Here is a 26,004-nt window from a genome sequence, read left to right as displayed (position 1 = left end):
TTTAAATTTTTGATACAAGATCAAAAAGGACGTCCTGCGGATTTTTGGCCTTGACAACCCCTGATGCAAGTAAAACACCGTCAGCGCCAAGCTCAAGGGCACGCTTTACGCATTCCCCTGTGCTTATACCGGCACCTGCAAGAACCTTGATTTTGGAATTTATCTCTTTTACGGCATTGACTGAATCTTCAATTATTTCCGGGTCTGCCGTTGCAACGGAAATTCCGGTTCCGATGAGTTCGGGAGGTTCTATTGCTATAAAGTCCGGCGAGAAAACCGCTGCTGCAGCACTTGTAGAAATATTGTTTGTACAGACTACCGTCTGCAGGGCCGTTTTTTTCGCTGCATCAACTGCACCAGAAATGTCTGCAAGCGTAAGCCTTTTTTCAGAGTGGTTAATCAGCGTCCCGCATGCGCCCGCGGATTTTACCGCTTCAGCGACGATATGGCCTGTATACGCGCCAGGGGGTACAGGGTCTATGTGCTGTGCATACACCGGAATTTTGAAGTGCATGGATATGGGGTGAATGTCCATATACCCTGGTGCAATACCTATAACGACTCCTGTCTCTTCTGAAACTGTTTCGGTGGCCCTTGCGATATAATGTGCAGAGCTCCCGAATCCTTCACTGTATGCCTTGAGATTTATGATAACCTGCGGATATTTTTCCTGCATTGACTAACTCTCTATTTTACTTTTTTAATCTTCATCACGTCGCCGAGGGTTGGAGTGATATTGCCTTTTTTGCCTGTTGCTTCCGAAGAATCCATAGTATCCAGAAGTTTGATTTCCAGAGTGTCTTCAAGCTTTTTTCTGACACTATCCTCGGGTGTTAACCCTTTTTCAATCTTTTTTATAAGCCCTTCCTTTTCTTTAAGCTCCAGTGCCAGATCTTTTTGTGACAGGCCTTTTTCGATACGGGCCTTTCTGATTCTTTCACTGAAATCCTCTACAATCTCTTCATTCATGAAGTCGAATACATCTTTTGCCCTTTTTCTGGATGCAGTTGAGATACGCCCGGATGAAGGTACAGTTCTTATTTTGCCGGAGCTTTGATTTCTGATCTCGCTTCCGGGCTGTTCCAAAGGGGTCCCAAGTTTTGCACACTTGGAACATACTGACATCTTAGCTCCGCCAATAGAGACAAGAATCGGTTTTCCACGGATGACTTCCCCGCAAACCTCGCATTCTGACATATTAATCGCAAATATCTATATATTGAACTACCCCTATATAACTATTTGAGAGAGCCTATGGCAGACATCCAGACACATAACCAGGACTCCCGGCCTGAGGAGGATATAACAAAGTATCTTCTTGACAGAATTTCGGGTCTTGAAACCAGAAATCTGGAGCTTAGAGAGGAAATACGTCAGGTTGAATCTGAAAAACGATTTATCGAAAGCCAGAAAATCAGGTATGAGAGGGAGATTCGAAAACTGAAAAGCGAGGTGGAAAAACTCAGGAGTCCGCCTCTTATTGTTGGTACTATTACGGATGTCTCCGGCGATAACAGGTTTGTGGTGCAGTCCAGCGCAGGTCCCAAGTTTATGGTTCGTGCATCGGGGTTCATAGAGGCTGATGAGTTAAAGCCCGGTGCCAGGTGCACACTTAATCAGCAGTCACTGACTATTGTTGATATTCTGCCTCCGTCGTTTGACTCACAGATTTACGGAATGGAGATTGACGATATTCCCGGGGAGACTTACGGTGATATAGGAGGTCTGGAAGTGCAGATTATAGAGATTAAAGAGGCGGTTGAACTGCCACTTACACGGCCTGAGCTTTTTGAAAAGGTCGGGATATCTCCGCCGCGTGGTGTTCTGCTTTACGGGCCCCCGGGAACCGGGAAAACGCTTCTTGCACGGGCTGTTGCCCACGAGACAAATGCCAAGTTTATGAGAGTCGTCGGCTCCGAGCTTGTGCAGAAATATATCGGAGAAGGTGCCAGGCTTGTAAGGGAGCTTTTTGATCTTGCAAAAAGGGAGGCTCCTTCAATAATATTTATCGATGAAATCGATGCAATTGGTGCCCGGCGCTCAGAAAGCATCACTTCGGGTGACAGGGAAGTTCAAAGGACTCTTATGCAGCTTCTTGCAGACCTTGACGGCTTTAAAGACCGTGGGGATGTGAAGATAATAGGTGCGACGAACAGGATAGACATCCTTGACCCTGCACTTCTAAGACCAGGAAGGTTTGACAGGATTATAGAGATACCCCAGCCGGATTCCAGGGGCCGCCTTTCTATACTTAAGATTCATACGAAGTCCATGAATATAGACAAAAATGTCGATCTCAGGTATGTGGCCGGAATTACCGAGGGGATGAAAGGCTCTGATATAAAGGCAATATGTACTGAAGCCGGAATGTTTGCGATACGCTCGGAAAGGGAGACCATAACAAGAAACGACTTCATCAAGGCAATAGAAAAGGTAGGAATAGACCATAAAAGCACACCCGGAGAAGCACTTGACGGTGCGATGTTTGCGTAAAGGTTCTCTATTGGGGGAAAAATTCTTTGAATGAACAAAAAAGAGCAATAATTTAAGAACAATTATTCCTAATCATATATATTTAAATGAAAAACTAATGGAAAATAAATTATTTTTTAGTTTATCCTTTTAGCATTAATTTCATTATCCTGATTCAGTGCCAGTGGTATTTTCACTGAAGTTTTCAGTCCATTCATCTTTGCAGCACCAAACTTCGAATACTGTATCAAAAGACTCTTCAAATCCGGGATAGTCCTCTTTTGATGAATGCGGCTGTATGTACAATACAGCCGATACAAAGCCATCTCTTATTCCGATGAGTTTCGTAAAGTCCCAAGTCTCCTTCATCTTTATCTCTCTTTTATAGATGTCAAGAGCGAAATCAAGAGTGCAAAAAAGGTCGGGAGATAGTTCGAGGAGAACATCAGAAGTGTAGCGCCTGATATACCAGCTTATCTCGGATGCAAGGGAGAGTGCATTTCCCAGAGTCGCATTTTCGATTATTACTCCGAATTGTGTCCTTACTGGGCGGTAAAATCTGAGTATTCCCCTGCTTGTCTCGGACGACAAAAGGGTTGAGTATAGGTCAACTCCTTCTTTTTGTATAAAAAGAAGATTCATTTTATCAGATATACATGATATCTTCGGATTTAGTCTTTCTTCTAACTTTTACTGCTGCATCGATGAAGTTCTGCATTTTTACGTATTCGGCATTGTTCCTTACGGCTATCATTCCGGCTTCCCTGCATATTGCCTGAATTTCTGCGCCGGTTGTATTTTCGGTATATTTAAGTAAGTCTTCAGGAACGACTCCTTTCATATTCAGTTTCGCCGAATGAATCTTTATTATCTCAAGTCTTGCCTTTTCATCAGGGAGGGACACTTCAAGTATTCTGTCGAACCTTCCTGGTCTTAGAAGTGCAGGGTCTAACATATCGACACGGTTTGTTGCGGCCATAAGCCTGATGTTTCCGCGTTTGTCAAATCCGTCCATTTCCGCAAGGAGCTGCATGAGTGTCCTCTGAACCTCCGCACTTCCTGATGTCCCGTCCTGGGTGCGCATGCTTCCTATTGCATCGATTTCATCAATGAAAACTATAGAGGGACTCTTCTCGCGTGCAAGGGCAAACAGCTCTCTTACCATCTGCGCACCTTCGCCTATGAACTTGTGGACAAGCTCACTGCCTGACATCCTGATGAAGGTCGCCTTTGCCTGGTTTGCAACAGCCTTTGCAATAAGTGTTTTTCCTGTTCCCGGAGGGCCGTATAAAAGGATTCCCTTTGGAGGCTCTACACCGATTTTTTTGAATACCTCGGGACGTGTAAGCGGGTATTCAACGGCTTCTCTTACCTCTTCTATCTCTTCCTTGAGCCCTCCGATGTTTGCAAAGGTGACGGAAGGTGATTCTTCAAGCTCCATTACCCTGACTCTTGAGTCGAAAGTGTTGTCAACAGTTCTTACTATTGATAGTGCGTTGTTTACGGCAACTTTCATTCCGGGCTTTAACTCTCCTTCCAAATTTTCGGCGGAATGTGTTATATATTCCTGATTATTCCCCTGCTGTCGCAGGTATACTTCTCCGCCTTCCAGTACGTCGATCACAGCCGCAACAAAGAGGGGTGGACGCTTTAACTGATTATTCTCTTTTTTGAGCTGGGCCACCTCCTTTTCAAGGCGCCCGTTCTCCCTGTTGAGGAATTCGACCTTCATATTCAGATCTTCAACCTGAGTGCATAGTTCCTGAACCCGTAATTTTGACAGGTCACTGTCTTCAGGGTTGTTGTAGATGGTCTCATCCATGTTACTTTATATCTTATTCTTACAACATTTATTAGGTATGTCTTTTACAATTCAGGGCAGAGGCATCTCAAAGGGAAGAGCAAAAGGCCTGCTTTTAAAAAGCACCGAGCCAATATCCTTTTTATCCGGTGTTGATCCGCATACCGGTATTGTTTTGGAAAAAAGCAGTCCCCTGTGCGGGCAGTCGATATCGGGAAAGGTTCTTTTGTTTCCCCACGGCAAGGGTTCAACTGTTGGCTCATATATTATATATGCCCTTAAAAGGAACAATAAAGCGCCCTGCGCAATAATAAATATGGAAGCCGAGACGATTATTGCGGTTGGTGCGATAATTGCCGACATTCCGATGGTTGACAGGCCCAGAGACGATATATACAGTGTAGATGACGGCGCAGTAGTCTGCGTTGACGGAGACTCAGGCTGTATTGAAATTGAGTGATTTTAAAGGATTTCCAAATTTTCAGACAATGGTTTTGGAGACAAACATTAATGCATTATTTTCTTCTTCTGACTGACGAGTGTAATTTGTGCTGCAAATACTGCCGCGGAAAAATGTTTTTTGTTCCTGATGAAACCCCTGACACTGTAGACCTTGACTGTAACCTTCCCTGCGAACTGAGTTTTTCGTTAGACCATCTCTATGAATTTCTGTCAAAGGACAAAGATGCAGTGCTTACTTTTTACGGTGGGGAGCCCCTTTTGAAAAAGGATCTTATCTGCGAGATTATGGACAACGCACCTGTAAAGAAGTATATCATCCAGACAAACGGGACACTTCTGGATTCACTTCCTGCGGAGTATGTGAACAGTTTTTGTTCCATATTCGTGTCGATAGACGGTGACAGGCAGACAACCGACTTATCAAGAGGTAAAGGGACATATGACAGGGTCATCAGGAATTTAAAGCACATAAAAAACAACAGATTTGAAAACGAAATTATCGCAAGAATGACGGTATCTGAAAAAAACGATATATTCAATTCCGTAAAATACCTCTCGTCTAACCCGGATTTTTCCTTTGATTCTGTACACTGGCAAATGGACTGTAATTTCTGGAGTGATTTTGAGTTAAGAGATGGCATAAGTGAGTGGTTGTATTCAGGGTATAACCCTGGAATAAGGCGTCTTGCAGACCTGTGGATAAAAATTATGAGAGAAGAGGGAAGGGTTATGATGTGGTATCCGTTTGTTGATACTATGCAGGACCTGCTTTTTGGAATGAAAAATGCCCCTCTCAGGTGCGGAAGTGGTTTTGCAAACTATAGTATTCTTCAGGACGGAAACATAGCTCCGTGCCCGTGTATGGCCGGTATGAAGGACTATTACTGTGGGAATATAAAAACAGGCGACCCCGGCAGACTTAGAAAAATAGATATCTCGGGCGACTGCCGGAAATGTGATATAAGAAACTTCTGCGGTGGAAGGTGCCTGTATTCGAATATCATAAACCCGTGGCCAAAAACCGGCAGAAAGATGGTATGCGATACCGTGAGAAATCTCAGGTACTCTATAGAAAAAAAGGTCCCGGAAGTTTTGGGCCTGATTAAAAAAGGTGTCATATCGATTCGGCAGTTTGAACATGAAAAATACAACGGATGTGAGATAATACCATAATATTTCAGTTTAAATTCCTTTTGCAATGAAAGTAAACTGGCGTTATATAAAGGCAGCAAGAAATTCATACGCTGCCCTTTATTCCGCATGTGAAAAAAACAATATAATTTTAAATCCGGTTGACTGCCCGGAGAAGGATATAACGCTTTACAGTCTTAATTCGATAAATGCAGAACAATACGCTGATGAGATGAAAAATGCGGACTGCATAACTGTTGCAGGGGGACCGCACCCGTCGGCAGTGCCTGATGAAGTGCTGAATTGTGCAGACTATGTTATTGTAGGAGAAGGGGAATACACGCTTCCTGCACTTATAAGGTATATCGAAAAAAAATCATTCGTTTTTCCTAAAGGTGTTGCGGCAAAGGGCAGGTATGAGAAGAATGACACGACTGTTCTTCTGGATGCATACCCTCCTTTTTCAAAGGTGAAGGGTTATATTGAAATTTCGCGCGGGTGCCCTTTTAGCTGTGCATACTGCCAGACTCCAAGACTTTTCGGATGCTTCATGCGCCATCGTTCGATAGACGGTATTGTCAGGTCTTCAAAGCATTATAAAGATATAAGATTTCTGACCCCCAATGCACTTTCATACGGTTCAGATGGGAAAAAACCCGTTTACAGCAAACTAAAAAAACTTCTCTCCTCTTTTGACAGAGATAAAAATCTCTACTTGGGAACGTTTCCAAGCGAGGTCAGGCCCGAGTTTGTAACCCGTGAGTCACTGGAGATTATTCATGATTTCTGCAGAAATGACAAGATTCATTTTGGCGCACAGTCCGGAAGCGATTCGGTTTTGAAAAGAATAAACCGCGGGCATACATCAGGCGACGTTTTAAGAGCAGTTGAACTCTGCAGGGACAACGGGTTTGTTCCTGTTGTCGACTACATAGTCGGACTTCCCGGCGAGACTGATGAGGAGCAGAAAGAGACGGTCGATCAGGTGAAATGGGTTGCAAAATACGGAAAAATTCACGCACATTATTTTATGCCCCTTCCCGGGACGCCATTTTACAAAAAAAAGCCTTCTGCTTTGATTCCTGAACTGGATCAAGTACTAGGTAAACTTGCGTTGTCAGGTAGGGTTACCGGTTCATGGATGACTACAGAGTTAAGGTTTTTTAGAAAGAGCAAAAATCAATAATGAATGATAAATGTTCTTTTGCTCACTGACCTGCATGGTCAGTATGGCAAGATGGGTTCATTTCTTGATTTGGGGCCGGATATGGTCCTGATATCAGGTGATTTAACTGAAATGGGACCCTGTGAAACTGTCATTCCGCTGCTTGACGAAATAAACGTGCCGTGTTTTGCGATTCCGGGCAACTGTGATCCAAAGGAAATCCTGGACACTATTGAAAAATCGGAAGCCGTATGCCTGCACGGGTCTTCAATTGACATCGGGGAAGTCACCCTTGTCGGGGTAGGAGGTGCTAACCCGACACCTTTCTGCACTCCTTTCGAGATAGATGAAAAAGAGATAGATAATCTTCTTACAAACGCTGAATCAAGGGCAAAACAGAATGTTCACAACATACTCTTGTGCCATGCTCCTCCTTACGGGGTTCTTGATGATGTAGGCGGAAACAGTGTAGGGAGCAGGTCGATAAAAGATCATATGAATAAATATGATCTTGTCTGCTGTGGTCATATTCACGACCAGTCCGGAATAAAAGAGGTTGATGGAACAATTGTCGTAAACCCCGGTCCCGCTTCCGAGGGCAGATGCGCAATGATTACACTCGGGGATGAGCCCAAGGATATAAAGGTAGATTTAAAAAAGGTCTGAATTACTATGCCTTTTGAGGACAACAAATTATATTCATATTTTCAGGAATTAATGTTTGATTCTGCCTGAGAATATGTATTATTTTCTTTATTTTTTACAACGAAAAAAATTAGTTTGTGTTAATTTCAGCTGACATGGCTAAAATACCTGGTACAATGAGTTTATTGTCCTTTTTTTTCAAGGACCAGTTCGAGATAGGACTTTCTTATAATGTCCCCGGTTATGCTCAGTTCCGATTTGACCGAGTCAATCAGGCTTAAAGCAGAGTTCCTGTCGTCTGTAATAACTTCTATTTCTGTAAAACACCCGAGTTCTTCAACGATGTCAAGTGCGACCGTAGTGCCCCGGAATGAATATTCCTCCCTTGTTTTGAAAACTGAACTGCTTTTGATGAACCCAAGTCTTTCAAGGATGTTTTCCATATCCTCTGCAGAACTTATTGTGACGTTGAACTCCTCACGCGCCTTTGCCCCTGTACCCTTTATTTTTGCGCCTTTGTATGTAAGCTCGTAACTGTCCCCGCTTATTCTTACCCTGAGAGCCTCGTCGGTCTTTGCGAAATCCCGGTCCGGGGCATTATAATATAAATCCTTCTGGGTGTTTTTTCCGAGGAATCCGGCTTTTTTATTTGTCAGCTCGTCCCTGATTTTGTCAATTGAGCTTACCTTTATTTTTGCTTCGACCTCTAACATTACTGCATCACATATATAGGTTGATTAAACCAAGTAATATAGACAGGTGTATTCTTAATGGAAATAAAAGAAGGAGATTTTGTCAGACTGAACTATACCGGTTCAGTAGATGGAAACATATTTGACACCACCTCTGAAGAGTTAGCAAAGGAAAACGATGCTTTTTCAGAAGGGAAGGATTATGAGCCAATCGTAATCAGGATTGGCGGAAATCACGTAATACCCGGACTGGATGAGGACCTTGCAGGCAAAGAGGCCGGGAAAGAATACGAGGTTACTATACCTCCCGAGAAGGCATATGGCCAGCGTGACAACACCCTTGTGAAATCACTTCCCACTAAGGAGTTCAAGGAGAAGCCTACCGTTGGTATGCGTGTATCATCGGAAGGCCACCAGGGCGTCGTTGTAAACGTTATAGGAAAGCGGGCAGTAGTTGATTTCAACCATATGCTTGCCGGAAAGACTCTTGATTACAAGTACACCGTTGAAGGTGTTGTCGAGGATGCAGTGGAGAAGGCAAAAGCGCTGTTTAAACTCTTCGCAAACCGTGACTTTGAGATGGAGTTAAATGACGGAGTCCTGACTGTCTCGCTTCCTGCCGGAATCACCTATGATCAGCGCTGGATGATGGGAAAAGGAATGGCGGTTTACCAGGCTTTTGAGTACGTAGACGGTATAGAGGAGATTGTCCTCAAGGAAACCTTCAAGAAACCCGAGAAAAAAGAGCCTGAACCTGTTGAAAACGCTGAAGAAAATTAAAACTGTTCTTATTTTTAAACCAATCAAAATTTTTTATTACAAAAAGGGTATTTAGTCTGAGTCTGTATTCTCTTTTGACGGTGGAACTGTTGATACTTTCCAGTAGAAGAACAGAAGACCGGCTATTATAAAGATCACGAGTACTATTGCACTAAGGATATTGTCAGCTATATCAAGAGAAATTCCAAAAGAAAACCCTGACATGTCCTCAATCATTCCAAGAACAAGCGCCACAATAAAAAATCCGATAACTCCTGTTACAACTCCCAGAATAAGCGCTGCTGCGACCCTGAGAGGGTTGTTTTCAAATTTATCAGCCATACTAATCAATATTCTATTATCTTATTTAAGATATGGCTGTCTGGATATGGTGGAATGTAAAGTAAAGGAGAAAAAAATTCAGATTTTAGTTCATATTTTGTATCTTAGCAGTGCGGCGATTCCGCCAAGTGCCGACAACTGTTTTCCGGGTTCAAATTCGGTTGAAAGGACAGTTATTTCCGTACGCATGTTTTCTGCCTTTTCAAGAATTTTTGCGATTCTGTCATCTCTTATAATCCCGTCGCATACCAGAACGTTTTCAGCAGCGCCAAAATCGACTGAGGCAGAAACCTCTTTTACACCATAGGCGGCGTTGCCGTCTGAGGATATTCTCCTGATAAGTTCGTCCATTGCAAGCACTTCACGCTTCAACTGCAGGTCTTCTGAAATCTTGTCGAGTATTCCAAGGCCTATGACTTCCTGTACAGCTCCTCTTCCGATTCTTCTGGTCTCTGCGGTTACGCATCTCGAGGCAAGGCCCTTGTCTTTTGACTTTACGAAATCCATAAAATCGTCTTTGACAAAACCGGGTCCTGCAATTACAAGAGGTCCGGTTGTTGCAAGCATTATGTCCAGAATCTCTTCAAAAAACTCCTGTCTTTTGTCAAGCCCCTCTCTCTTGCCTGAACCGCCAAGAACTGATTTTCCAAATTCAGGCCCAAACTGCCGTATCCTGTAGACCTCGCAGCTCCCTTCCTCGATTGTGATTATATGTATCACGCCTGTCACCGAGGATTTGACAGCCCTTTTTATTCTTTCGAGGTCAAGAGAGCTCCATTTTTTTATTACCGATATTTCATATCCTGGCTCGACGCTGATGGTATGGTAAAACCCGCAGTCCATCCCGAATTCTATTATTCCCATCACACGCAATCTGTTTGAGTTGCGGTGAAATTCTATTTTTTCAGTTCTTATTCCAAGCCTGACTGCTTTTTTCTCCTGTTTTTCAGGTCTTGCCTTATCAGTTGCATTTTCCGGGCTTCTGAAAGTCGTCGCGTAGACAAGGCAGCCCGGAGTAATCAGGTGTTCAAGGTGCCACAGGTCATCAGTATTCTCAGGAAACAGCCTGATTTCACCTGATGAGTCTTTCAGGTCGGTACAGTCAGCCTTCATTTAAGACCCCGGTTTCTATATCGGACCCTCCCGGCGGGACGAATGCCGCAATTGCCTCAGTATTGAGGACCGATTTAAGGCTTTTGAAATCTCCCTCAGGGATAATGTCCTTTAGGTTTCTCAGAACTTTTCTGGCGGCGTCATTTGGCTCAAATGTTCCGGGCTTTAGGACTACATAATATTTGGCACGTTTTTTTACCGCCGATACAGGCCCTCCGATAACGGCGACTGCGGGCTCATACTGGAGACCTATTGCAACTCCAAGGGAGACGTCCCTGAAATATTTTCTTTCTCCTCTTATAACGAATGCACCCCTTGCAACGAATTCACCAGATTCAGCTGTTTTGCTTACCTGCTCACGCTTTGCCGCGTATACATCACCATAAAAGTGCCCTGATTTCCAGATATTGGAGTACGATGCGGCAAAAACGGATACTTCGTCCCAGAATCTGGTCTCGCCCTTGACTATCACGACGCTTCCTCCGTGGACGTCTGCGTGAACGAAGGTATCGTTTCCTTCCATGTATTTTTTGACTATCTCCTCGTTTGTGCCGGCGTCCCTTCCGCCTATTACAAGGACTCCGTCGCTTGTATAAAACCACCTGAACCTGTGGTACCATTTGGGTTTTAAAAGAGTAATCTCCTTTTTCTTTTCAGGCTTTTTAACGGGGGCAAATTTTTCCATTGCCTTTATTGCGCCGTTTTTCTTCTTTTTGTATTTTTTTATCTCACTGTAGTAGCGGTTTGCGTTGACCTCGATGCTTTCATGAATGTAAATTCTGACTGCGACGTCTTCAATTTTGACGTCTACAGATGCATTTTTCGGGTACACCTTCAGGATTGCTTTTGCAGCGGATATGCTGCTTTCTTTAAGAATATTTTCTATCTCCTGCCAGGAGTGGTTTTTGCCTGCTTCATTCAGTGTATTGATAATTTCGGATACAAGCTGGTAATTTGAGTATATGAGGTCAACTTTTTTCTGGATAAGTATTATATTCTTCTCAAAACCTTCAATTGCCTTTTTTTGTCTGTTCCTGATAACCTCTTCTTTTGACAGGACGGGTTTTGCGTCTTTTTCCTCTTCTTCAGGAAGGGGGTAAAAGCTATTCAGTGCATTGTTGTAGGACTCAAATTCCTGTACCGGCTTTTCGCCCTCAAAAAGGAAAGGCCAGCACCCCGAACCTGTGATGACAGGGTTTTTGTTGTCTGTGCAACGGCTGAGAACCTCACTGAACGCTTTGAATATAGTCTCGGGGTCTGCCAACTGTACGTCCATGTTTTTGTCATAATCGGATATCCTGCAAATTTCTTCTGCGTAGTTTCCTCCTGTCATAAAGTATGAAGCGATAGTTTTTACAAGATTCTTGTCGCTTTTTTTAAGGAGCAGGGAAGTTTTTTCAATGTTTTCAGGATATATGATTTCTTCTGGAAGCTCATATCTGACACCCGGCAGTACTTCCCTGTCGCGGAATCTGTGATTTTTCAGCGGGTTTTGGATAATATAGTTATTATCACAGAGTATTGCATTTCCTTCGTCAAATAATTCAAAAATAAGGTGTAATACCTGTTCGGTTTTCCCTATTTTAAAATCGACAATTCTCTGAATGCCATACTGGGTAATATCAAGAATTCTTCCTCCTGAAATGTATTTCCTGAGAAACATCGAGTACCCGGAAGGGTTTTTCGGCGCAGGCGGAAGTTTTTCTGAAATATGGGCGCGCCTGCTGCATTCAACCAGGAAATTATATTTCTGGTGATCATCCCCGTTAAGCCTGAAACCGAATGTCTCGTTATTGTACTGGTAAATTTTGCCTATCCACAGAGGAAGGCAGGATTTTAGTTCTGAGAGCATCGCGTAAAGGTCAATGCCGCTCATTCCTTTTTGTGTTGCCATTATATACCAAACTACATATTGTCTGAAAACCAAAAAATAATCATTGGTGCTCAATGAGTGAGGGAAGCAATACAGAGGAGAAAACAACAGAACCAGAGGTCAAAAAAACCCCTATAGATAAGATGCAGGGCCACCGTGAACGTATGACCCGCACAGGTGTTGCGTGTTTCATGGGTCTGGCAACCGGTATCATATCTTATATTGTAATAGGTGACCCGACTTCCCCTACAGGAGAACCGCGTTCTATTCTGGGTCTGCTTTTGCTTCTGGCAGGAATTGTTTTTCAGAAGCATGTTCTCATAGTGATGAGAATTGACTACTCCAAACTTGGAGGAAAAGACTGGTTTTACCAGGGCTTTATGGCATTTGCGTTCTGGTTTATCTCATGGACTATTCTTCTGACGCTTTAATATCAGGACTATACTGAATCTGGTAAAAGACAATGAGAATAAATCTCTTTATTTTCTTTAGAATAAAACATTAGTGTACATTTGCTGAAATGATGTTTTAGATAAATGAATAAAAAGTAAATGTAGTTTTTAATTTGATTTTCAGGATGATTCTATGCGAATAGCTGTGGTTCATAAGGACAGATGCCACTCAAAAAAATGCGGCAGTGAATGCATAATTTACTGTCCCCGGGTCAGGACAGGGGATGAAACGGTAGTTATCGGAGAGAACGGCAAAGCTGTAATATCAGAGGAGCTGTGTGTCGGGTGCGGTATATGTGTAAAAAAATGTCCGTTTGATGCGATTGATATCATCACTCTCCCGGAAGAGCTTGAACACCCTACACACCGTTATGGTGTCAACGGATTCGCACTTTATGGGATGGCTGTACCCCTGGAAGGAAAGGTTACGGGTATACTCGGTGCAAACGGTATAGGGAAGAGTACGACAGTGAATATACTTTCAGGGCAGATGGTGCCTAATTTAGGGGATACGGATGATCCTGACCCTTCATGGGACGATATTTTAAGCAAGTATTCAGGTACTGAAATCTATGATTACCTTTCAAGAGTCTCTGCCGGAAATGTAAAAGTTGCAGTAAAACCGCAGTATATCGATTTTATTCCCAAAGTCTTCAAAGGAAAGGTCATAGACCTCCTTAAATCAACTGACGAGAGGGGATGCCTTGAAAAGTATGTAGATGAGCTGAAGCTTCAGTCTATTCTTAAAAGGGATATTAATACTATTTCAGGCGGAGAACTTCAGCGTGTTGCGGTTGTTGCATGTCTATGCAGAAAGGCTGATTTTTATTTCCTTGATGAAATTACCCCTTATCTTGACATCTACCAGAGGATGGCATCTGCAAATCTGATTCGCGAGGTTGCGGAGATAAGTCCTGTAATGATTGTGGAGCATGACCTTGCCATTCTCGATATGCTTGCTGACAATGTCCACGTCGCATACGGCAAACCGTCGGTTTTCGGAATAATAACAAGGCCCAAAGGCGTCAGGGTGGGAATAAACCAGTATCTTGAAGGATTTCTTACAGAAGAGAATGTAAGGTTCAGGGATTATTCCGTTACCTTTGAGACAAGGGCCCATAACACCGAAAGTAAAAGAGAGACTCTTTTTACCTTTCCATCTTTCAGGAAGAGCTACGAAAGTTCATTTTCGCTTGACGTAAACGGAGGGGAGATTAAGGCAGGAGAGGTGTTGGGAGTAGTCGGCGCAAACGGTATAGGAAAGAGTACATTTGCCAAACTTCTTGCAGGTGTCGAAACTCCTGATTCGGGAAGTCTTTCCGATACTGTAAAGGTTTCATTCAAGCCGCAGTACATAAAGACTGATTCAACCGATACTGTTGAATTTCTTCTGAGAAGGGCAACGAACAAATTCGATTCGTCGTATTTCCTCCATGAAATAATCGAACCATTGTCACTGGAGCAGATCCTTCAGTCAGGTGTCGACAGGCTTTCAGGCGGAGAGCTTCAGCGTGTATCAATTGCCCTGTGTCTTGCACAGGATGCAGACCTGTATATCCTTGATGAGCCCAGTGCTCATCTGGACGTTGAGCAGCGCGTAAAACTTGCCCGTGTCTTAAGGAGGCATGCTGAAAGCAGCGGTTCCGGAGTCCTTGTCATAGACCATGATATATACGTAATAGACATGATAAGCGAAAGGCTTCTTGTGTTTGAAGGAAGTCCCGGAGTATACGGTAAGGCCTCGGGTCCGTTTGAAATGGAGGAAGGCATGAACTATTTCTTAAAGGAGCTCGGGGTGACTTTCAGAAGGGATAAAAGCGGAAGGCCAAGGATAAATAAACCGGGCAGCTATCTGGACAGGGAACAGCGCTCTTTAGGCCAGTATTATTATGCTGAAATTAGTAAATCATAATCTTTAACTTTTATAAATAGAGAAATTAGAGAAATTAATTCGGGTGCGAAAATGCCGCGTGGGGAGAAACTTACAGATGCCATCAGGTATGATAAAGTAGAGTCATTAAAAAACGATTTGTTTTATTATATTGACAGCAATCCTGAGAAAGTATCATCAAATCTCCCTGTTTTTTTCGGTCATGTGATGTCGGCACTAGATAATGCGTTTCCTGACATTGACAACAGTACATATGATGAATTTATAGACTCCATGGCATATCGCATTATGATGTCAAGCAAAGAGGGGAATAAGACTGATTTTATAGAAAGACTGATAAAAAACGCCCTCAGGTGCAAGAAGAAAAAATCAGGTCGTTTCACCCTTAAAATTTTGTCCGGCGTCAAAATGATGGATATTGGCAAATATAACGAAGCAATAGAATATTTTGGTGAATACTGGAAATACGACGCCAGAATAGGGATATATATTTCGTACTGCTATTTCTGTCTTTCTGAGATTGAGTCCAAGAGGAATAGTCCCGGAGGGACTAAGACGCCTTCAGATTTTGAACTTTTGTCAAGAGAGACCCTTTTGGAACTTCTTAAAACAAAACCTCCTGTTTCACGCTTAAAACAGTTGGATATCAAAGATAACGAGGTTATGGAGCGGGCGTTCTGGGTAATTATAAAGAAAACGTTTGACTGGTTTCCCGATGAAAAATGGTTTGTCAAAATTGGTCTTCAAAAAGCGAAGTCAGACGGAAATAATGAGCGCAGGTTCTGGCTTTTAAAATATGCAATTGACAAATTTTATGATGATCAGGACTTTTTAAGAGAGGATTTTTACCTGAAACTTGAAAAGCGTGACGGCGCCGGTGCGGCAGGAGTAGTCAAGCAGATGATTCAGCAGTCGCCTGACAGTCTTGAGCCCTTCTATTACGGTATAAAGCTGTCTCTTCTTTCAGGCAGCAAAAATCTGTATAATGATTTCAGGGAGACCTCACTTAAAAAAGGGATGCCGCATTATCTTGTACAGCTTTTCGATCTTGCGTATTATGTTTTGAGGGATGAGAAGAATGAATCCGAGATTCAGTTCAGGGATTTGAAAAAACGGTTCAAATCACTGGGTTTTTACCTTATTCTAATCGACTATATGATGAAGGATATCTTTTCCGAAGACAAAATACGCAGAATTAGTGCAAAAAATGTATTTTTTGAGTCGCTGGATAAGTATGCAATGCAGGTAATTAAAATTCAGGAGTAGAATTGGTATTCTGTTCTTTTCCTGAAATATCAAATGATATTACTGATTTGAATCCGTTTTTATAGTAATACCCTGTAAAAAGTTTGTTTGTGAACCACCAGCGGCCTTCCGAGTCCACGAAGACTTTTTTTATCTGGTTGTTTATAAGGTCTTTTCTTGAAAGGTGATCTGTGATTACTCCGTTCTTCCATGCAAAAATACCTTCATTTGTCCCTATAACAAGTTTTCCGTCAGGTGACGAAGATATGTCTGAGATATAGTTAACTGTGTCGGAAAGGTCTGTTAGGTTTATTTTTTCTGTGACTCCTGTACCCGGTATATAGTGAACAATCCAGGTTCTGTTGAAGAAATATACGCCTCCTGTATTTGCGGAGCGGACTTCTGTCATATCTGGAGATATCCTGCTTTCTTTAATCTTCTGGAAACATTTTTCTTTGTTTTCATTTTGACTGAGTACAAACTGGCCGTATCTGTCTGCTGCAAGGACAACAGTGCCTGTTGAATAATCAGCTGCAATACTTTCTATTCTGTTTGCTGCAACACCGTCATCAGCAAATGGTCTGTACCACCTCCACTCTCCGTTTTGGTAGCAGTATACTCCTGAGTTGCCTGTAGCTATCCACATCTGCTTTCCAAATGACTGGATATCATTTATAGAATATGATGCTATTGTGTTCTGGGGATAGATTATTGAAACGGGTTTTGTATATCCGTTATATATCTGCAGGCCGTTACCATACCCAAGCCATAGATTTCCCAGGTTATCTGATTCAGCACAGACGACATAATCATTAAGCGGAATACCGTCAACATATCCATGTTCTTCCCTGGATTCTGAATGGTAGTTTTCCCAGGAGCCGTCATTATATATACAGAGGCCGTTTGCCGTTGCAAAAATGACACTCCCGTCAGGTCCGTTTGCAATATCCATGACATCAGCGGATGAAATTGAATTCCCTGGTCCAGGCCAGAAACTGCAGATTTCAGCAGAAACCGGGGAACACACAAATAGCAGGAAAAAAAATAAGACTAAATTTCTTTGCATGTTCCATCAGCCCGTCTCACAAGTATCTTTCCGCTTTTTTTTGGATCATATGTTATAGAGCGTCCGAAACTTCCTCCGACATCTTCTGCCACAAGGTTTACCCGGCAGTTTTCAAGAGCCGTTTTGACAGCTTCAACGTTTCTCCCTCCGATGTCAAGATTTCCCTTAAACTGCTTGAACATACTGGACCCTCCTGCAATTTTTGCAGTGATATCTCTTTTGTTGCTTCCAAGCTTTATGAGTTCATCGAACAGGGCAGGTATGGCTGTGTCGGCAAATTTACCCGGTCTGTCGGATTTTCCGTTTGATTCGGGAAGCATAACATGAGCAACAGCTCCTGTGGACCTTCTGCTGTCATGCAAAACCACCGCAACGCACGAACCAAGACCAATTGATGTCATAAGAGACTCACCAACATGATATTCACCTATTCCCACGTTGATACCCTTTTCTTTAGGAGTTTCTTCCGCCATTCTAATCTTAAAATATTTTCGTGTTTATTCTTTCAGGCTTACAAGCTTGTCAAGGAGATCAAGAATCTGCCCGAGAGTGTCTTCGTAGGGAAGCATTACGATAGTGCTGTCTATATCGTGGGCTTTGGATTTTAATTCTGTTCTGAACAGTATAATCTCGTTTATGTCTCCGGCAATCATGGAAACAACATTTGCAAACGCCGCATGAGCCATATCAATGGCAATTGCAGGAGGTGACGGAAGCATTACTATCCCGAGTAGTGTTGCTGTTGCATCCAGAAATTGCGAAACCATAATATTTCCTACTTCCAAAAGGGCACTCTCATCCATATCATTAAACTCACGCTCTTCGTCACTGGACCCGAGCATTGTGTTTGTAAGCCTGATTGCCGATTTCTTCGGAAGGTGGAGAACTACATATCCGCCGGGCTGAAGCTCACCCTGAATTTCAAAAACCACAAGTGCAGAGATTTCATCTCCAAAATAATCTGATATTTTGGAAATGTCAACTATAAGTGCTTCAGGCACAGTCATTTCTATCTCGCACATAAGCATTGTGGACAGAGATGTTGCGGCATGGGATGCCCCTATGTTTCCAAGCTCTTTCATGGCGTCAAGCTGTTTTTCGTTTAGTATCATTTTCCTGTTCCTCCTGTATATTAGTTTAAAATCATCGTATTTACATCAAGAATAGGGAGAACGTCCCCGTCGCCGGGAATTGTAACTCCGCCTACTCCGGGGCAGTTGCCTATAATGTTGCTTACCGGCTTTACCACAACTTCCTGCTGGCCTTCAACTATGTCAACCGGAATACAGCATTTTGTCCCTTTATACTGGACAATAACCACAATTCCTGTTTCCTTAACCTGACCGAACATCTGATCGAGCCTGTTTATTTGAAGAACTTCGTCTCTTAATAGAATTGCTTCGCTCTTGCCTATACGGGTAACCTGGCTGAAGTCAACTTTGGCGACTTCGACAACGGCGTTAATGGGTATTGCACACCTCTTGTCATTAATTCTGACCATCATTACCTCAATAATCGCCATTGTCGGAGGAAGCGTCAGCCTGAAAGTTGTACCTTTGCCTTCTTCGGATTCTACTTTTATCGTTCCTTTAAGTGACTCGATTGCGCTTTTGACCACATCCAGACCGACACCTCTTCCACTGATGTCAGTAATCACTTCTGCGGTCGAAAATCCGGGCTGGAAAAGAAAACCAGGAATATCCTCTTCAGGGTATATTGCAGCATCATCTTCAGAGATGAGTCCTCTTTTTACTGCTGTTTTTAGGACTTTTTCCCTTTTGATGCCTGCACCGTCGTCAGAAAGTTCAATAATGACATTTCCCTGCTCTCTTCTTGCAGAAAGGTTAAGGGTTCCTTTTCTGTTTTTACCCATAGCCAGTCTTTCGTCAGGAGTCTCGATTCCGTGATTGACGCCGTTTCTTATGAGATGTAAAAGCGGGTCTCCAAGGTTGTCAATAACACTTCTGTCAAGTTCGGTCTCCCCTCCTCTCATGATGAATTCGACTTCCTTTCCGTCATGGTGCGCTACATCACGGACTACACGCGGGAAACGGTTGAATATCTGGTTGAGAGGTATCATCCTGATGTACATCATCAGGTTCTGGAGATCGGATATAGAACGGCTGACCATGTTAAGAGCTTCATCCATCTCTTTAATCTGGTGCTCTTTTGCAATCTGTTTAAGTCTCCCGCCGTTTATTACAAGGTCTTCGACAAGATTCATCATCTGGTCCAGACGGTGGATGTCAACCCTGATGTTTTTGACTTCTTTTTTCCTGTTGTTATCGGGATGCCTGTTTTTTTCAGGTTTATTTTCTTCTTTCTTTTCAGGACTGTTACTATCTTTTTGGGGGTTTGTGTCGTTTCCGTTGTCATTAAAAGTTTCCGGCGTTTTTTTGTTTTCAGAAGGACGAGAGCTATTTTCAGGAGCTGACTTCTCTTCTTTTTTCTGGGAAACCGGTTTTATTGAAACTTCTTTAATTTCTGAGCCTGATGACGCTTTTACCAGATCGCTTTTTGAGTTATTGCTTGATATTGTAACCTCAAGAGAATCTCCTGTATTTCCTGCATCTATCTCTTCGGCAGTTGGTGAAGAGGATAATATTGTACCCACCTTTTCAAGGTTTTGGAGGACAATCATGGCCCTTATGTCCTTCGTGTTGCATTCAGGAGATATTTTAATGTTTAAGGTGTACACCGGAGAATCTGAAGGAATGTTTTCATCAAGAGGTTCTATCTCAACGTTTGAGATTTCAGTTACAGAAGCAGCGCTTTTCAGTGCTTCCTCGCCTGAGTCGCTTTCAATAATAACTTCAAGGCTGTCGTCTATTATGCCGTCGTCAAGCTCTTTTGCAGAGGGGCTGCTTGAGATGATGTTTCCTACATCTTCAAGGTTCTGAAGGACAATCATCGCTCTTACGTCCTTCATTCCGCAGTCCTTATCAACTGTAACTTTAATTCTGTATTTTTGTATATGTGGAATAGCAGGAGCCTGAATATCGCATGGTTCTGTCAGAATCTCTGAATTTTTGGGACTTTCGGACTGTTCACCTGAGTTTTTCCGTACGTCAGATGTATTCTTTTCACCAGAAAGTGCAATTTTGCTGCATGAATCATTCCCTGCCTCTATATTGTCCTCGTACTTCTTTAATTCAGCAATGAGGTCTCCTGATTCTATTGTTGAGCTGTCTCCTCCGCCTTCTATGTCATCGATCATTTCTTCTATTCTGTCTGTGCATGCCAGCAGAAGATCGGTTAAATCCGGAGATATTTCAATCTCACCGCTTCTGATAGATTGGAATATATCTTCCATTTTGTGGCAGAGATGTTCCATTTCCATATATCCCATTGACGCTGACATACCTTTGAGAGTGTGAGCGGACCTGAAAATTTCATCTATGGCAGCATCGTCTGAGCCTTCTTCAAGCACCAGAATATTATTTACAATGTTTTCATGATTTTCGGTAGATTCAGCAACAAAAAGTTTTCTGTATGAATCTTCATCTGACATATATTGGTCACTCCATATCTGAAACAGATTTTATAAGTTCTCTTGGAATGGATTTTAGAGGCAGTACCCTGTCAACACAGTCTCTTTCAAGTGCTGAACGTGCCATTCCGTAGACAAGACAGTCTTCTTCTCTAACTACAATCGTTTTTCCGCCTGCATCTTTTATTGCAGCCATGCCTTCACCACCGTCACTGCCCATACCGCTTAAAATTGCAGCCACAATCTTTGGGCCGTACACCTTTGCGGCTGAGCCGAATGTTTTGTCTACGGCAGGTCTTACTGCGTGGACGGGAGGCGATTTTGAAAGAGTAATCTTTCCTCCTCTTTTACCTGAGTCGTTAAGAGTAGCTGAGATTATAGTATGAAAACCGCCTTTTGAAACGAATATTTTCCCTTTTTGAAGAATATCACCGTTTTCAGTTTCTTTAACTTCAAGGGGAGAAATTCTGTTCAGTCTTTCAGCAAGAGATGCGGTAAAACCCGCCGGCATATGCTGGGTAATTACAACAGCTGCATCTATCTCTGCTTTCAAAGATGATACAATAGAGTCCAGCATAGGGGGCCCTCCGGCGGATGAACCTATTAATACTATTTTTTCAGCGGGAACTTCGGTTATTTTGGTTTTTTTATGTACCGACGGTATTGTGACCAGATGCTTAATCTTTGTGATAAGCTCTTTTTCGATTCCCCTGATTTTTCCAAGATTTCTTGGTTTTAACATGAAATCGTCTGCACCAAGATCCAGGGCTTTTTTTGTCAGTTCGGCATCCTTTGATGTGAGAGTGCTTAGCATCAAAATTTTTGGGGGATTTTCTAATGACTGCATACGCTCAAGCATTTCTATGCCATCCATATTTGGCATCTGAATATCAAGAGTGATTACGTCAGGGGATAATTCCTCAATTTTCTGTAATGCTTTTATGCCGTCTTCAGCCGTTCCGACAATTTCCAGCGACGGATCTGTTTTTAAAATGTCGGTAAGAACCGTACGCATAAATACGGAATCATCAACAACCAGAACTCTGATCATTTTTATGAACTTAATACGTTATTTACTTCTTCCAGCACTTTTGGAGCCTGAAAAGGCTTTACAATATATCCTTTTGCTCCGGTTTTTATTGCAAGCTTCACCATCTGCTCCTGGCCAACGGCAGTACACATTACAACTTTTGCACCGGGGTCTGAAGCCATAATAGTCTTCAGTGCTTCTATGCCGTTCATCTTAGGCATTACAACATCCATAGTAACAAGATCAGGTTTAAGTGACTTGTACTTTTCAACAGCGTCTTCGCCGTTTTCAGCTTCTCCTACAATGTCATGCGAACCGGAGAATAAAATATTTTTCAAAAGGGTTCTCATAAACATTGTATCGTCTACAACAAGGATCCTTCCCATTGTGAATCGATAGTACTTCTTTTATGAAGACTATTAAGGCTATCGAATGTAATCCGAAATAAACGTTATAACTTTCAAAAAAAACGAAAAATTATTGATTATTTCAGGTTTTCGCGATAAAACAGGTAAAGCTGACTTTATGTCTTTACAGATTCATTTACGAATCTTACACCTTTTGTTGTCAGCTTAACTTCTCTTCTGACAAGTACTACTTCAACAAGACCTTTCTCAATAAGTTTGTCGTAAATAGACTCAATCTGCTTGTTTGAGATGCTCAACATGTTTTCAATTGCGTGTGTGTCCATTCCGCTGTACACGAGCATTGCAACCTGGGCGGATGTACCGTCAAGTTCTCCTGAAGACACGTCAAGCTCTTTTGTTGCATCCTTAAGATAGTTGAAAAGAATCTGAAGAGTTGTAAGAGGGCATAATACAAAGCTTGTTACAACTTCATCTGATTCAATATGCTCTATCTGGACTACATCACTTTCTCTTCCCTGAACTTCCCTTTTTGTAATTTCAATCCCTGAAACCTCATTTAACGGAATACATATCTGCTGCTCTTTGCTTACAAACCATATTCCTGTTTTAAGGACTGCAATAGCACCTTTCTCCCATTTGGAGTTCTTTACCATTACACCTCCTCTTACTGCCGGAGACATGAAGTATGCACTGAGCCTGTAAGCTGTACATCCCATAATTACAGCACGTTTCAGCAGATTCAGAACTTTTGGAATGGATGCAAGTTTTATTTTTTCACTTTTTTTGGTATTTATAACAAGAATGCTTTTTTTCTCTTCAAGATCGTCTATGTCCTTAATCTTTATATCAACTGAAACAGGCCCAGGGATAGTTATTTTATCCTCCTCTAAGTTAATTTTTAGTGAGATCCATTTCCCTTTTTGTTCAAGTTTAACCGGAAGCTGCGTCATATCAAATAATACCTCATATCATGAATTATTCTTGTTTATGTCCGTTTTGTCAGTTAACTTTGTTTTCTCTGACTTTATCTCTTTTTGGACACCAAATTTCTCCAGAATGTTTTCAAGGTCCTCGACAAGTTCTTCACTTTCTATTTTTGCATCCTTAAGATCGCGGACAAGGCTGAACTCCTGTACAGATACAGCTTTCTTTGTATCTGACTTAAGCATTGCAAACAGATCGTCTTCGTCAACATTTCCACCCATGGAAAGAGACATAGGCTCTTCAAAAATGTTTTCGCCTGAATCCAGACCTCCGAAGGTTTTTGTCTGTGTCCATTCCTTTGGAGGTGATGAAAAGATGTCATCCTCTTCCGGTGTTTCCTTAACAGTTTCATCATCCTCTATTCCGGAATCTCCTATTTCAACCTCATCAGCTGGTTCTTCCTCATCCAGTTCTATCTCTTCATCCGTTTCGACATCAAGCTCATCAAGGTCTATGTCATCAAACTCTTCAAGTTCCCCGTTGTCGAGATCAAGACCGGAAATGTCTTCATTGAGCTCGTCAAGCTCATCTGTTGATAATGCAGTGTCATTCTTGGAATCCTCTTCATCAGAGCTGCTATTTTCAACGTTGGGGAACTCCTCATCGTCCATTTCGAGTTCGATTCCCTCATTTGCAAGGATTTCTGCAATAGTGGATTCAGGAATTTCTTCCTCAAAGTTAACTTTTTCAGGACTTTCTGTTTCAGAAACTTCTTCTTCATCAAGACCGAGATCGAGACTGTCCAGATCGGAAAGGTCATCATCATTTATCTGATCATCAGAAATGTTTCTATTCTTGTTATCATTATTTTTGCCCTGATTTTGGCCTGCCTTTTTAGCTGTATCCTCATCCTGATTGTTATCCTGTAAAGGGAATTCTCCCTTTATGGTTTTATCTACCAGATCATCGATTTTCTTTGTCTTTTTTTCGACTGCTTTTTTTCTTCCAAAAATCCCCTTTAAAGAGGGTATATGGGAGAACAATGAATTTTTGCCAGATTTTTTAGTTGATTCCTGATTCTCTTTTCCGGAAGAACCATCTTTTGTTACGGTATTTTTTTTGGGCAGGATTCCTGAAATTTTGCTGCTGAATGATGCAAAAAATGAACCTTTTCCTTTATCTTTGGACTTTTGTACCTGTTTTTCTTTTACATTCTTCTTTTCCGGAGTATCATTATCAATATTTTTTGATTTTTTCTTTTTAATCTCTATGGGCTGGTGAAGTTTGTTTTTAAGGTTAAGAATGTCCTTTTTTAATTCACTGACAGAGATCATCTTCATGGCAAATAGCATGACTATGCCTACTCCGAGGGTGGCGGTTATAACAAGTACAGGACTTAAGTCCATAAATGTAATAGCCGTGCCTGCCAGAATGATTGTCAGCATCATTATGAGTCGTCTTTTTGTGTCGCTAATTTCTGTCATTATACCGCCTCAAATGTAGGTATCGTAAACAGGATATTAACCAAAACCGGAGTTACAATATATATTATTCCGGTCAATAGAAATAAAACACTACCGAAAAAGTAGTACATATAGCGATCCCCGCCTTTTACAATTCTTCCTGCAAGTACGTTTGAGATAGTTATTATAAGAAGAGTTATGATAAGGAATTCTTCCATTTTATCTGCTGGGAAATTTGCAAAAATGTTTATTGCTCCCAGCATTGAACCGCTTATTGATGTTGTGCTTGAGCTCAGTGCGGCTGCGGTGTTACTGAAAGTTGACATAACCTCATGTATTGCATTTGCCATTTTCATGAGAATATGAAAAAGAAATGCGAAAATTGCAATCATTGCCATGTGCATCGGTATAAGGAGCACAATAAAACCCATTGCAAGCATTTCCCTTTTCTCACGCAGGAGATTTTGTTCAAGCATTGAAGTGCTTACGATGTGGGCAACTTCTGCAGGGTCAGCTCCAAGTTCTACAGAATCATGGTAAATTCCAAGATATTTGTATATTAGGTTGCTTCCGGTATCTTGGATAAACTTTTTCCAGACCATGACTTCATCCAGACCTATGTTCATTTTGGAGTAAACCGAATCGATAAAATGACCCAAAACCTTTAATGATTTCCTGTCAACTTTTGCAATTGCCGGAGCGGCTGTCATGCCCATGCCGCCCATGATAGAACCCAGTCCACGGATGAATGTTGTAAAATCCTCGTCTCTTTTTGTGATGTTCTGATCGTCTTTCCAGCCGAAGATTCCAAGAGGTGCTAAAAGTACTCCAAAAAGAATGCATATAAGACCAAAGTTCAGTCCGGCAAAGGCCATAAAAAAACATGTAAATAATGTAATAGGAACGATGATGCGTTCAAATTTTTTTATCATGTTCTGCTCGTAGCTCCCTCCTTCTGGAAGATTGTGGCACTTCTGCTCGTCCGGAATTGATTTGTACATCGTAATTATACCGAATGCTGAAACACCGATTGTCAGGAGATATGCAGAATTAAGTGTAGCATCAAGATCATCAGGTGCATAAATTGCTACTGAAACCATTATGATGATTGCTACAATTGTGGATGAAAGCATAAGGGCAATGTACGCATCTCCCCACTTTTTGAGCATTTCAGCTCCCTGATCAACTGTACTGCGGTAGACGTTTCTTACCGTTCCAAGTTCTTCGTTAAGGAATTCGTGATCCGGGATTCCTGCCTCTATTGAATTTCCGAAACGGTTTAAAAGACTTTCAATAAGAGGATTTCTTACCCTGTCTGCAACTATCCTAAGACCCTCGGAATAGCTGTAGTTCCATCTTTTGACAAAGCATTCAACTCTTTTCATATACTTTGTCGGCAGGTATTCTTTTCTTTCTGCGGTATAGGCAAAAATCTCAGGACGTGATACGTTGGCATGTGTTATTGATGCCATGTAAGTAATCATGAAAAGGAGGTCCGGTCCCATTTTTTTATTCTCACGAATGTCAGTAATTTTGGTTTTTATTTTTTTTAGCAGATCTTCAAAAGGAAGTTTTCCGCCGTTTTTTTCCCTGAGACTGTTGACCTGAGATTCAAACATA

At 42.0% G+C, this 26,004-nt stretch carries 26 protein-coding genes; 9 read left to right on the top strand and 17 right to left on the bottom strand.

What is annotated here, in order from left to right:
• Position 1: 1 nt before the first annotated feature.
• Both tpiA and J2128_RS04685 read right to left on the bottom strand, forming a co-directional pair.
• Complete coding sequence (gene tpiA / locus J2128_RS04690) at positions 2-676, bottom strand: triose-phosphate isomerase (RefSeq protein WP_209689944.1); 675 nt, start codon at positions 674-676, stop codon at positions 2-4.
• A gap of 11 nt (positions 677-687) precedes the next feature.
• Positions 688-1,197 (bottom strand): multiprotein bridging factor aMBF1, encoded by a 510-nt coding sequence (locus tag J2128_RS04685; RefSeq protein WP_209689943.1) that lies wholly within the window; start codon positions 1,195-1,197, stop codon positions 688-690.
• A 57-nt stretch (positions 1,198-1,254) separates the two neighbouring features.
• Here J2128_RS04685 and J2128_RS04680 point away from each other — a divergent pair, with 57 nt between their 5' ends.
• Positions 1,255-2,493, top strand: coding sequence for a proteasome-activating nucleotidase (locus J2128_RS04680; protein WP_209689942.1), 1,239 nt, complete (start codon positions 1,255-1,257; stop codon positions 2,491-2,493).
• Between the two features lie 144 nt (positions 2,494-2,637).
• On the opposite strand, the gene J2128_RS04675 is transcribed toward J2128_RS04680, so the two are convergent.
• Together J2128_RS04675 and J2128_RS04670 are read right to left on the bottom strand one after the other, a co-directional pair.
• On the bottom strand, positions 2,638-3,114 hold the full coding sequence (locus J2128_RS04675) for a DUF5804 family protein (RefSeq protein WP_209689941.1): 477 nt from the start codon (positions 3,112-3,114) through the stop codon (positions 2,638-2,640).
• A gap of 4 nt (positions 3,115-3,118) precedes the next feature.
• Positions 3,119-4,294 carry a proteasome-activating nucleotidase gene (locus tag J2128_RS04670; protein ID WP_209689940.1) on the bottom strand — a complete coding sequence of 392 codons (1,176 nt, stop codon included), beginning with the start codon at positions 4,292-4,294 and terminating at the stop codon, positions 3,119-3,121.
• A 37-nt stretch (positions 4,295-4,331) separates the two neighbouring features.
• Between J2128_RS04670 and J2128_RS04665 the strand changes: the two genes are divergently transcribed.
• Genes J2128_RS04665 through J2128_RS04650 form a run of 4 tightly spaced genes read left to right on the top strand, consistent with a single transcriptional unit; the run spans position 4,332 to position 7,697 of the window.
• Positions 4,332-4,733: a DUF126 domain-containing protein gene (locus tag J2128_RS04665; RefSeq protein WP_209689939.1), complete on the top strand. Its 402-nt coding sequence runs from the start codon at positions 4,332-4,334 to the stop codon at positions 4,731-4,733.
• A gap of 50 nt (positions 4,734-4,783) precedes the next feature.
• Entirely contained in the window at positions 4,784-5,908 is a 1,125-nt protein-coding gene (locus tag J2128_RS04660) for a TIGR04084 family radical SAM/SPASM domain-containing protein (RefSeq protein ID WP_209689938.1), read from the top strand.
• 25 nt (positions 5,909-5,933) lie between these two features.
• Positions 5,934-7,052 carry a TIGR04013 family B12-binding domain/radical SAM domain-containing protein gene (locus J2128_RS04655; RefSeq protein ID WP_209689937.1) on the top strand — a complete coding sequence of 373 codons (1,119 nt, stop codon included), beginning with the start codon at positions 5,934-5,936 and terminating at the stop codon, positions 7,050-7,052.
• Between the two features lie 3 nt (positions 7,053-7,055).
• Entirely contained in the window at positions 7,056-7,697 is a 642-nt protein-coding gene (locus J2128_RS04650; RefSeq protein WP_209689936.1) for a metallophosphoesterase, read from the top strand.
• A 161-nt stretch (positions 7,698-7,858) separates the two neighbouring features.
• On the opposite strand, the gene cyaB is transcribed toward J2128_RS04650, so the two are convergent.
• Positions 7,859-8,389, bottom strand: a complete 531-nt coding sequence (gene cyaB / locus J2128_RS04645) for a class IV adenylate cyclase (RefSeq protein WP_209689935.1) — start codon at positions 8,387-8,389, stop codon at positions 7,859-7,861.
• A gap of 57 nt (positions 8,390-8,446) precedes the next feature.
• On the opposite strand from cyaB, the gene J2128_RS04640 reads away from it, so the two are divergent.
• A complete protein-coding gene (locus tag J2128_RS04640) occupies positions 8,447-9,148 on the top strand; it encodes a peptidylprolyl isomerase (RefSeq protein ID WP_209689934.1) in 702 nt (233 codons plus the stop codon).
• 51 nt (positions 9,149-9,199) lie between these two features.
• On the opposite strand, the gene J2128_RS04635 is transcribed toward J2128_RS04640, so the two are convergent.
• The 3 genes from J2128_RS04635 to rqcH form a co-directional block, all read right to left on the bottom strand.
• Positions 9,200-9,469, bottom strand: coding sequence for a hypothetical protein (locus J2128_RS04635; protein WP_209689933.1), 270 nt, complete (start codon positions 9,467-9,469; stop codon positions 9,200-9,202).
• Between the two features lie 90 nt (positions 9,470-9,559).
• Positions 9,560-10,582: an mRNA surveillance protein pelota gene (locus J2128_RS04630; protein WP_209689932.1), complete on the bottom strand. Its 1,023-nt coding sequence runs from the start codon at positions 10,580-10,582 to the stop codon at positions 9,560-9,562.
• Positions 10,572-12,476, bottom strand: coding sequence for a ribosome rescue protein RqcH (rqcH, locus tag J2128_RS04625; protein WP_209689931.1), 1,905 nt, complete (start codon positions 12,474-12,476; stop codon positions 10,572-10,574). Before rqcH ends, J2128_RS04630 begins: the two co-directional genes overlap by 11 nt.
• Before the next feature lie 53 nt (positions 12,477-12,529).
• Here rqcH and J2128_RS04620 point away from each other — a divergent pair, with 53 nt between their 5' ends.
• The 3 genes from J2128_RS04620 (at position 12,530) to J2128_RS04610 (ending at position 16,064) form a co-directional block, all read left to right on the top strand.
• Positions 12,530-12,886 (top strand): hypothetical protein, encoded by a 357-nt coding sequence (locus J2128_RS04620; protein WP_209689930.1) that lies wholly within the window; start codon positions 12,530-12,532, stop codon positions 12,884-12,886.
• A gap of 154 nt (positions 12,887-13,040) precedes the next feature.
• The gene (locus J2128_RS04615) at positions 13,041-14,819 is read left to right on the top strand and encodes a ribosome biogenesis/translation initiation ATPase RLI (protein ID WP_209689929.1); all 1,779 of its coding nucleotides are present in this window, start codon (positions 13,041-13,043) and stop codon (positions 14,817-14,819) included.
• Between the two features lie 51 nt (positions 14,820-14,870).
• A complete protein-coding gene (locus J2128_RS04610; protein WP_209689928.1) occupies positions 14,871-16,064 on the top strand; it encodes a hypothetical protein in 1,194 nt (397 codons plus the stop codon).
• Here the strand turns inward: J2128_RS04610 and J2128_RS04605 are convergent.
• The 9 genes from J2128_RS04605 to flaJ all read right to left on the bottom strand — a co-directional run bounded on the left by J2128_RS04605 (position 16,048) and on the right by flaJ (position 26,003).
• Complete coding sequence (locus J2128_RS04605) at positions 16,048-16,995, bottom strand: hypothetical protein (RefSeq protein ID WP_209689927.1); 948 nt, start codon at positions 16,993-16,995, stop codon at positions 16,048-16,050. The two genes, J2128_RS04610 and J2128_RS04605, sit on opposite strands and share 17 nt — an antisense overlap.
• A 98-nt stretch (positions 16,996-17,093) precedes the next feature.
• A complete protein-coding gene (locus tag J2128_RS04600; protein WP_209689926.1) occupies positions 17,094-17,582 on the bottom strand; it encodes a chemotaxis protein CheD in 489 nt (162 codons plus the stop codon).
• A gap of 24 nt (positions 17,583-17,606) precedes the next feature.
• Positions 17,607-18,221 carry a chemotaxis protein CheC gene (locus J2128_RS04595; protein ID WP_209689925.1) on the bottom strand — a complete coding sequence of 205 codons (615 nt, stop codon included), beginning with the start codon at positions 18,219-18,221 and terminating at the stop codon, positions 17,607-17,609.
• Between the two features lie 20 nt (positions 18,222-18,241).
• Positions 18,242-20,620 (bottom strand): Hpt domain-containing protein, encoded by a 2,379-nt coding sequence (locus J2128_RS04590; RefSeq protein WP_209689924.1) that lies wholly within the window; start codon positions 20,618-20,620, stop codon positions 18,242-18,244.
• A 7-nt stretch (positions 20,621-20,627) separates the two neighbouring features.
• Positions 20,628-21,650, bottom strand: a complete 1,023-nt coding sequence (gene cheB, locus J2128_RS04585) for a chemotaxis-specific protein-glutamate methyltransferase CheB (RefSeq protein ID WP_209689923.1) — start codon at positions 21,648-21,650, stop codon at positions 20,628-20,630.
• A 2-nt stretch (positions 21,651-21,652) separates the two neighbouring features.
• Positions 21,653-22,015: a response regulator gene (locus tag J2128_RS04580; RefSeq protein ID WP_209689922.1), complete on the bottom strand. Its 363-nt coding sequence runs from the start codon at positions 22,013-22,015 to the stop codon at positions 21,653-21,655.
• A 137-nt stretch (positions 22,016-22,152) separates the two neighbouring features.
• Entirely contained in the window at positions 22,153-22,947 is a 795-nt protein-coding gene (locus J2128_RS04575) for a CheF family chemotaxis protein (RefSeq protein WP_209689921.1), read from the bottom strand.
• Positions 22,948-22,965: 18 nt separating this feature from the next.
• Complete coding sequence (locus J2128_RS04570; RefSeq protein ID WP_209689920.1) at positions 22,966-24,405, bottom strand: hypothetical protein; 1,440 nt, start codon at positions 24,403-24,405, stop codon at positions 22,966-22,968.
• A complete protein-coding gene (gene flaJ, locus J2128_RS04565) occupies positions 24,405-26,003 on the bottom strand; it encodes an archaellar assembly protein FlaJ (RefSeq protein WP_209689919.1) in 1,599 nt (532 codons plus the stop codon). The genes J2128_RS04570 and flaJ overlap by 1 nt, the downstream gene beginning before the upstream one ends.
• Position 26,004 lies beyond the last annotated feature (1 nt).

Origin of the sequence: Methanomicrobium sp. W14, from assembly GCF_017875315.1 — an archaeon.
Classification (GTDB): Archaea; Halobacteriota; Methanomicrobia; order Methanomicrobiales; family Methanomicrobiaceae; genus Methanomicrobium.
This window is presented reverse-complemented; position numbering and strand designations above follow the sequence as displayed.

Excerpts from the sequence above, each read along its gene's own strand:
- tpiA (WP_209689944.1), bottom strand. The coding sequence starts at position 676 with ATGCAGGAAAAATATCCGCAGGTTATCATAAATCTCAAGGCATACAGT.
- J2128_RS04685 (WP_209689943.1), bottom strand. The coding sequence starts at position 1,197 with ATGTCAGAATGCGAGGTTTGCGGGGAAGTCATCCGTGGAAAACCGATT.
- J2128_RS04680 (WP_209689942.1), top strand. The coding sequence starts at position 1,255 with ATGGCAGACATCCAGACACATAACCAGGACTCCCGGCCTGAGGAGGAT.
- J2128_RS04675 (WP_209689941.1), bottom strand. The coding sequence starts at position 3,114 with ATGAATCTTCTTTTTATACAAAAAGAAGGAGTTGACCTATACTCAACC.
- J2128_RS04670 (WP_209689940.1), bottom strand. The coding sequence starts at position 4,294 with ATGGATGAGACCATCTACAACAACCCTGAAGACAGTGACCTGTCAAAA.
- J2128_RS04665 (WP_209689939.1), top strand. The coding sequence starts at position 4,332 with ATGTCTTTTACAATTCAGGGCAGAGGCATCTCAAAGGGAAGAGCAAAA.
- J2128_RS04660 (WP_209689938.1), top strand. The coding sequence starts at position 4,784 with ATGCATTATTTTCTTCTTCTGACTGACGAGTGTAATTTGTGCTGCAAA.
- J2128_RS04655 (WP_209689937.1), top strand. The coding sequence starts at position 5,934 with ATGAAAGTAAACTGGCGTTATATAAAGGCAGCAAGAAATTCATACGCT.
- J2128_RS04650 (WP_209689936.1), top strand. The coding sequence starts at position 7,056 with ATGATAAATGTTCTTTTGCTCACTGACCTGCATGGTCAGTATGGCAAG.
- cyaB (WP_209689935.1), bottom strand. The coding sequence starts at position 8,389 with ATGTTAGAGGTCGAAGCAAAAATAAAGGTAAGCTCAATTGACAAAATC.
- J2128_RS04640 (WP_209689934.1), top strand. The coding sequence starts at position 8,447 with ATGGAAATAAAAGAAGGAGATTTTGTCAGACTGAACTATACCGGTTCA.
- J2128_RS04635 (WP_209689933.1), bottom strand. The coding sequence starts at position 9,469 with ATGGCTGATAAATTTGAAAACAACCCTCTCAGGGTCGCAGCAGCGCTT.
- J2128_RS04630 (WP_209689932.1), bottom strand. The coding sequence starts at position 10,582 with ATGAAGGCTGACTGTACCGACCTGAAAGACTCATCAGGTGAAATCAGG.
- rqcH (WP_209689931.1), bottom strand. The coding sequence starts at position 12,476 with ATGGCAACACAAAAAGGAATGAGCGGCATTGACCTTTACGCGATGCTC.
- J2128_RS04620 (WP_209689930.1), top strand. The coding sequence starts at position 12,530 with ATGAGTGAGGGAAGCAATACAGAGGAGAAAACAACAGAACCAGAGGTC.
- J2128_RS04615 (WP_209689929.1), top strand. The coding sequence starts at position 13,041 with ATGCGAATAGCTGTGGTTCATAAGGACAGATGCCACTCAAAAAAATGC.
- J2128_RS04610 (WP_209689928.1), top strand. The coding sequence starts at position 14,871 with ATGCCGCGTGGGGAGAAACTTACAGATGCCATCAGGTATGATAAAGTA.
- J2128_RS04605 (WP_209689927.1), bottom strand. The coding sequence starts at position 16,995 with ATGGATATTGCAAACGGACCTGACGGGAGTGTCATTTTTGCAACGGCA.
- J2128_RS04600 (WP_209689926.1), bottom strand. The coding sequence starts at position 17,582 with ATGGCGGAAGAAACTCCTAAAGAAAAGGGTATCAACGTGGGAATAGGT.
- J2128_RS04595 (WP_209689925.1), bottom strand. The coding sequence starts at position 18,221 with ATGATACTAAACGAAAAACAGCTTGACGCCATGAAAGAGCTTGGAAAC.
- J2128_RS04590 (WP_209689924.1), bottom strand. The coding sequence starts at position 20,620 with ATGTCAGATGAAGATTCATACAGAAAACTTTTTGTTGCTGAATCTACC.
- cheB (WP_209689923.1), bottom strand. The coding sequence starts at position 21,650 with ATGATCAGAGTTCTGGTTGTTGATGATTCCGTATTTATGCGTACGGTT.
- J2128_RS04580 (WP_209689922.1), bottom strand. The coding sequence starts at position 22,015 with ATGGGAAGGATCCTTGTTGTAGACGATACAATGTTTATGAGAACCCTT.
- J2128_RS04575 (WP_209689921.1), bottom strand. The coding sequence starts at position 22,947 with ATGACGCAGCTTCCGGTTAAACTTGAACAAAAAGGGAAATGGATCTCA.
- J2128_RS04570 (WP_209689920.1), bottom strand. The coding sequence starts at position 24,405 with ATGACAGAAATTAGCGACACAAAAAGACGACTCATAATGATGCTGACA.
- flaJ (WP_209689919.1), bottom strand. The coding sequence starts at position 26,003 with ATGTTTGAATCTCAGGTCAACAGTCTCAGGGAAAAAAACGGCGGAAAA.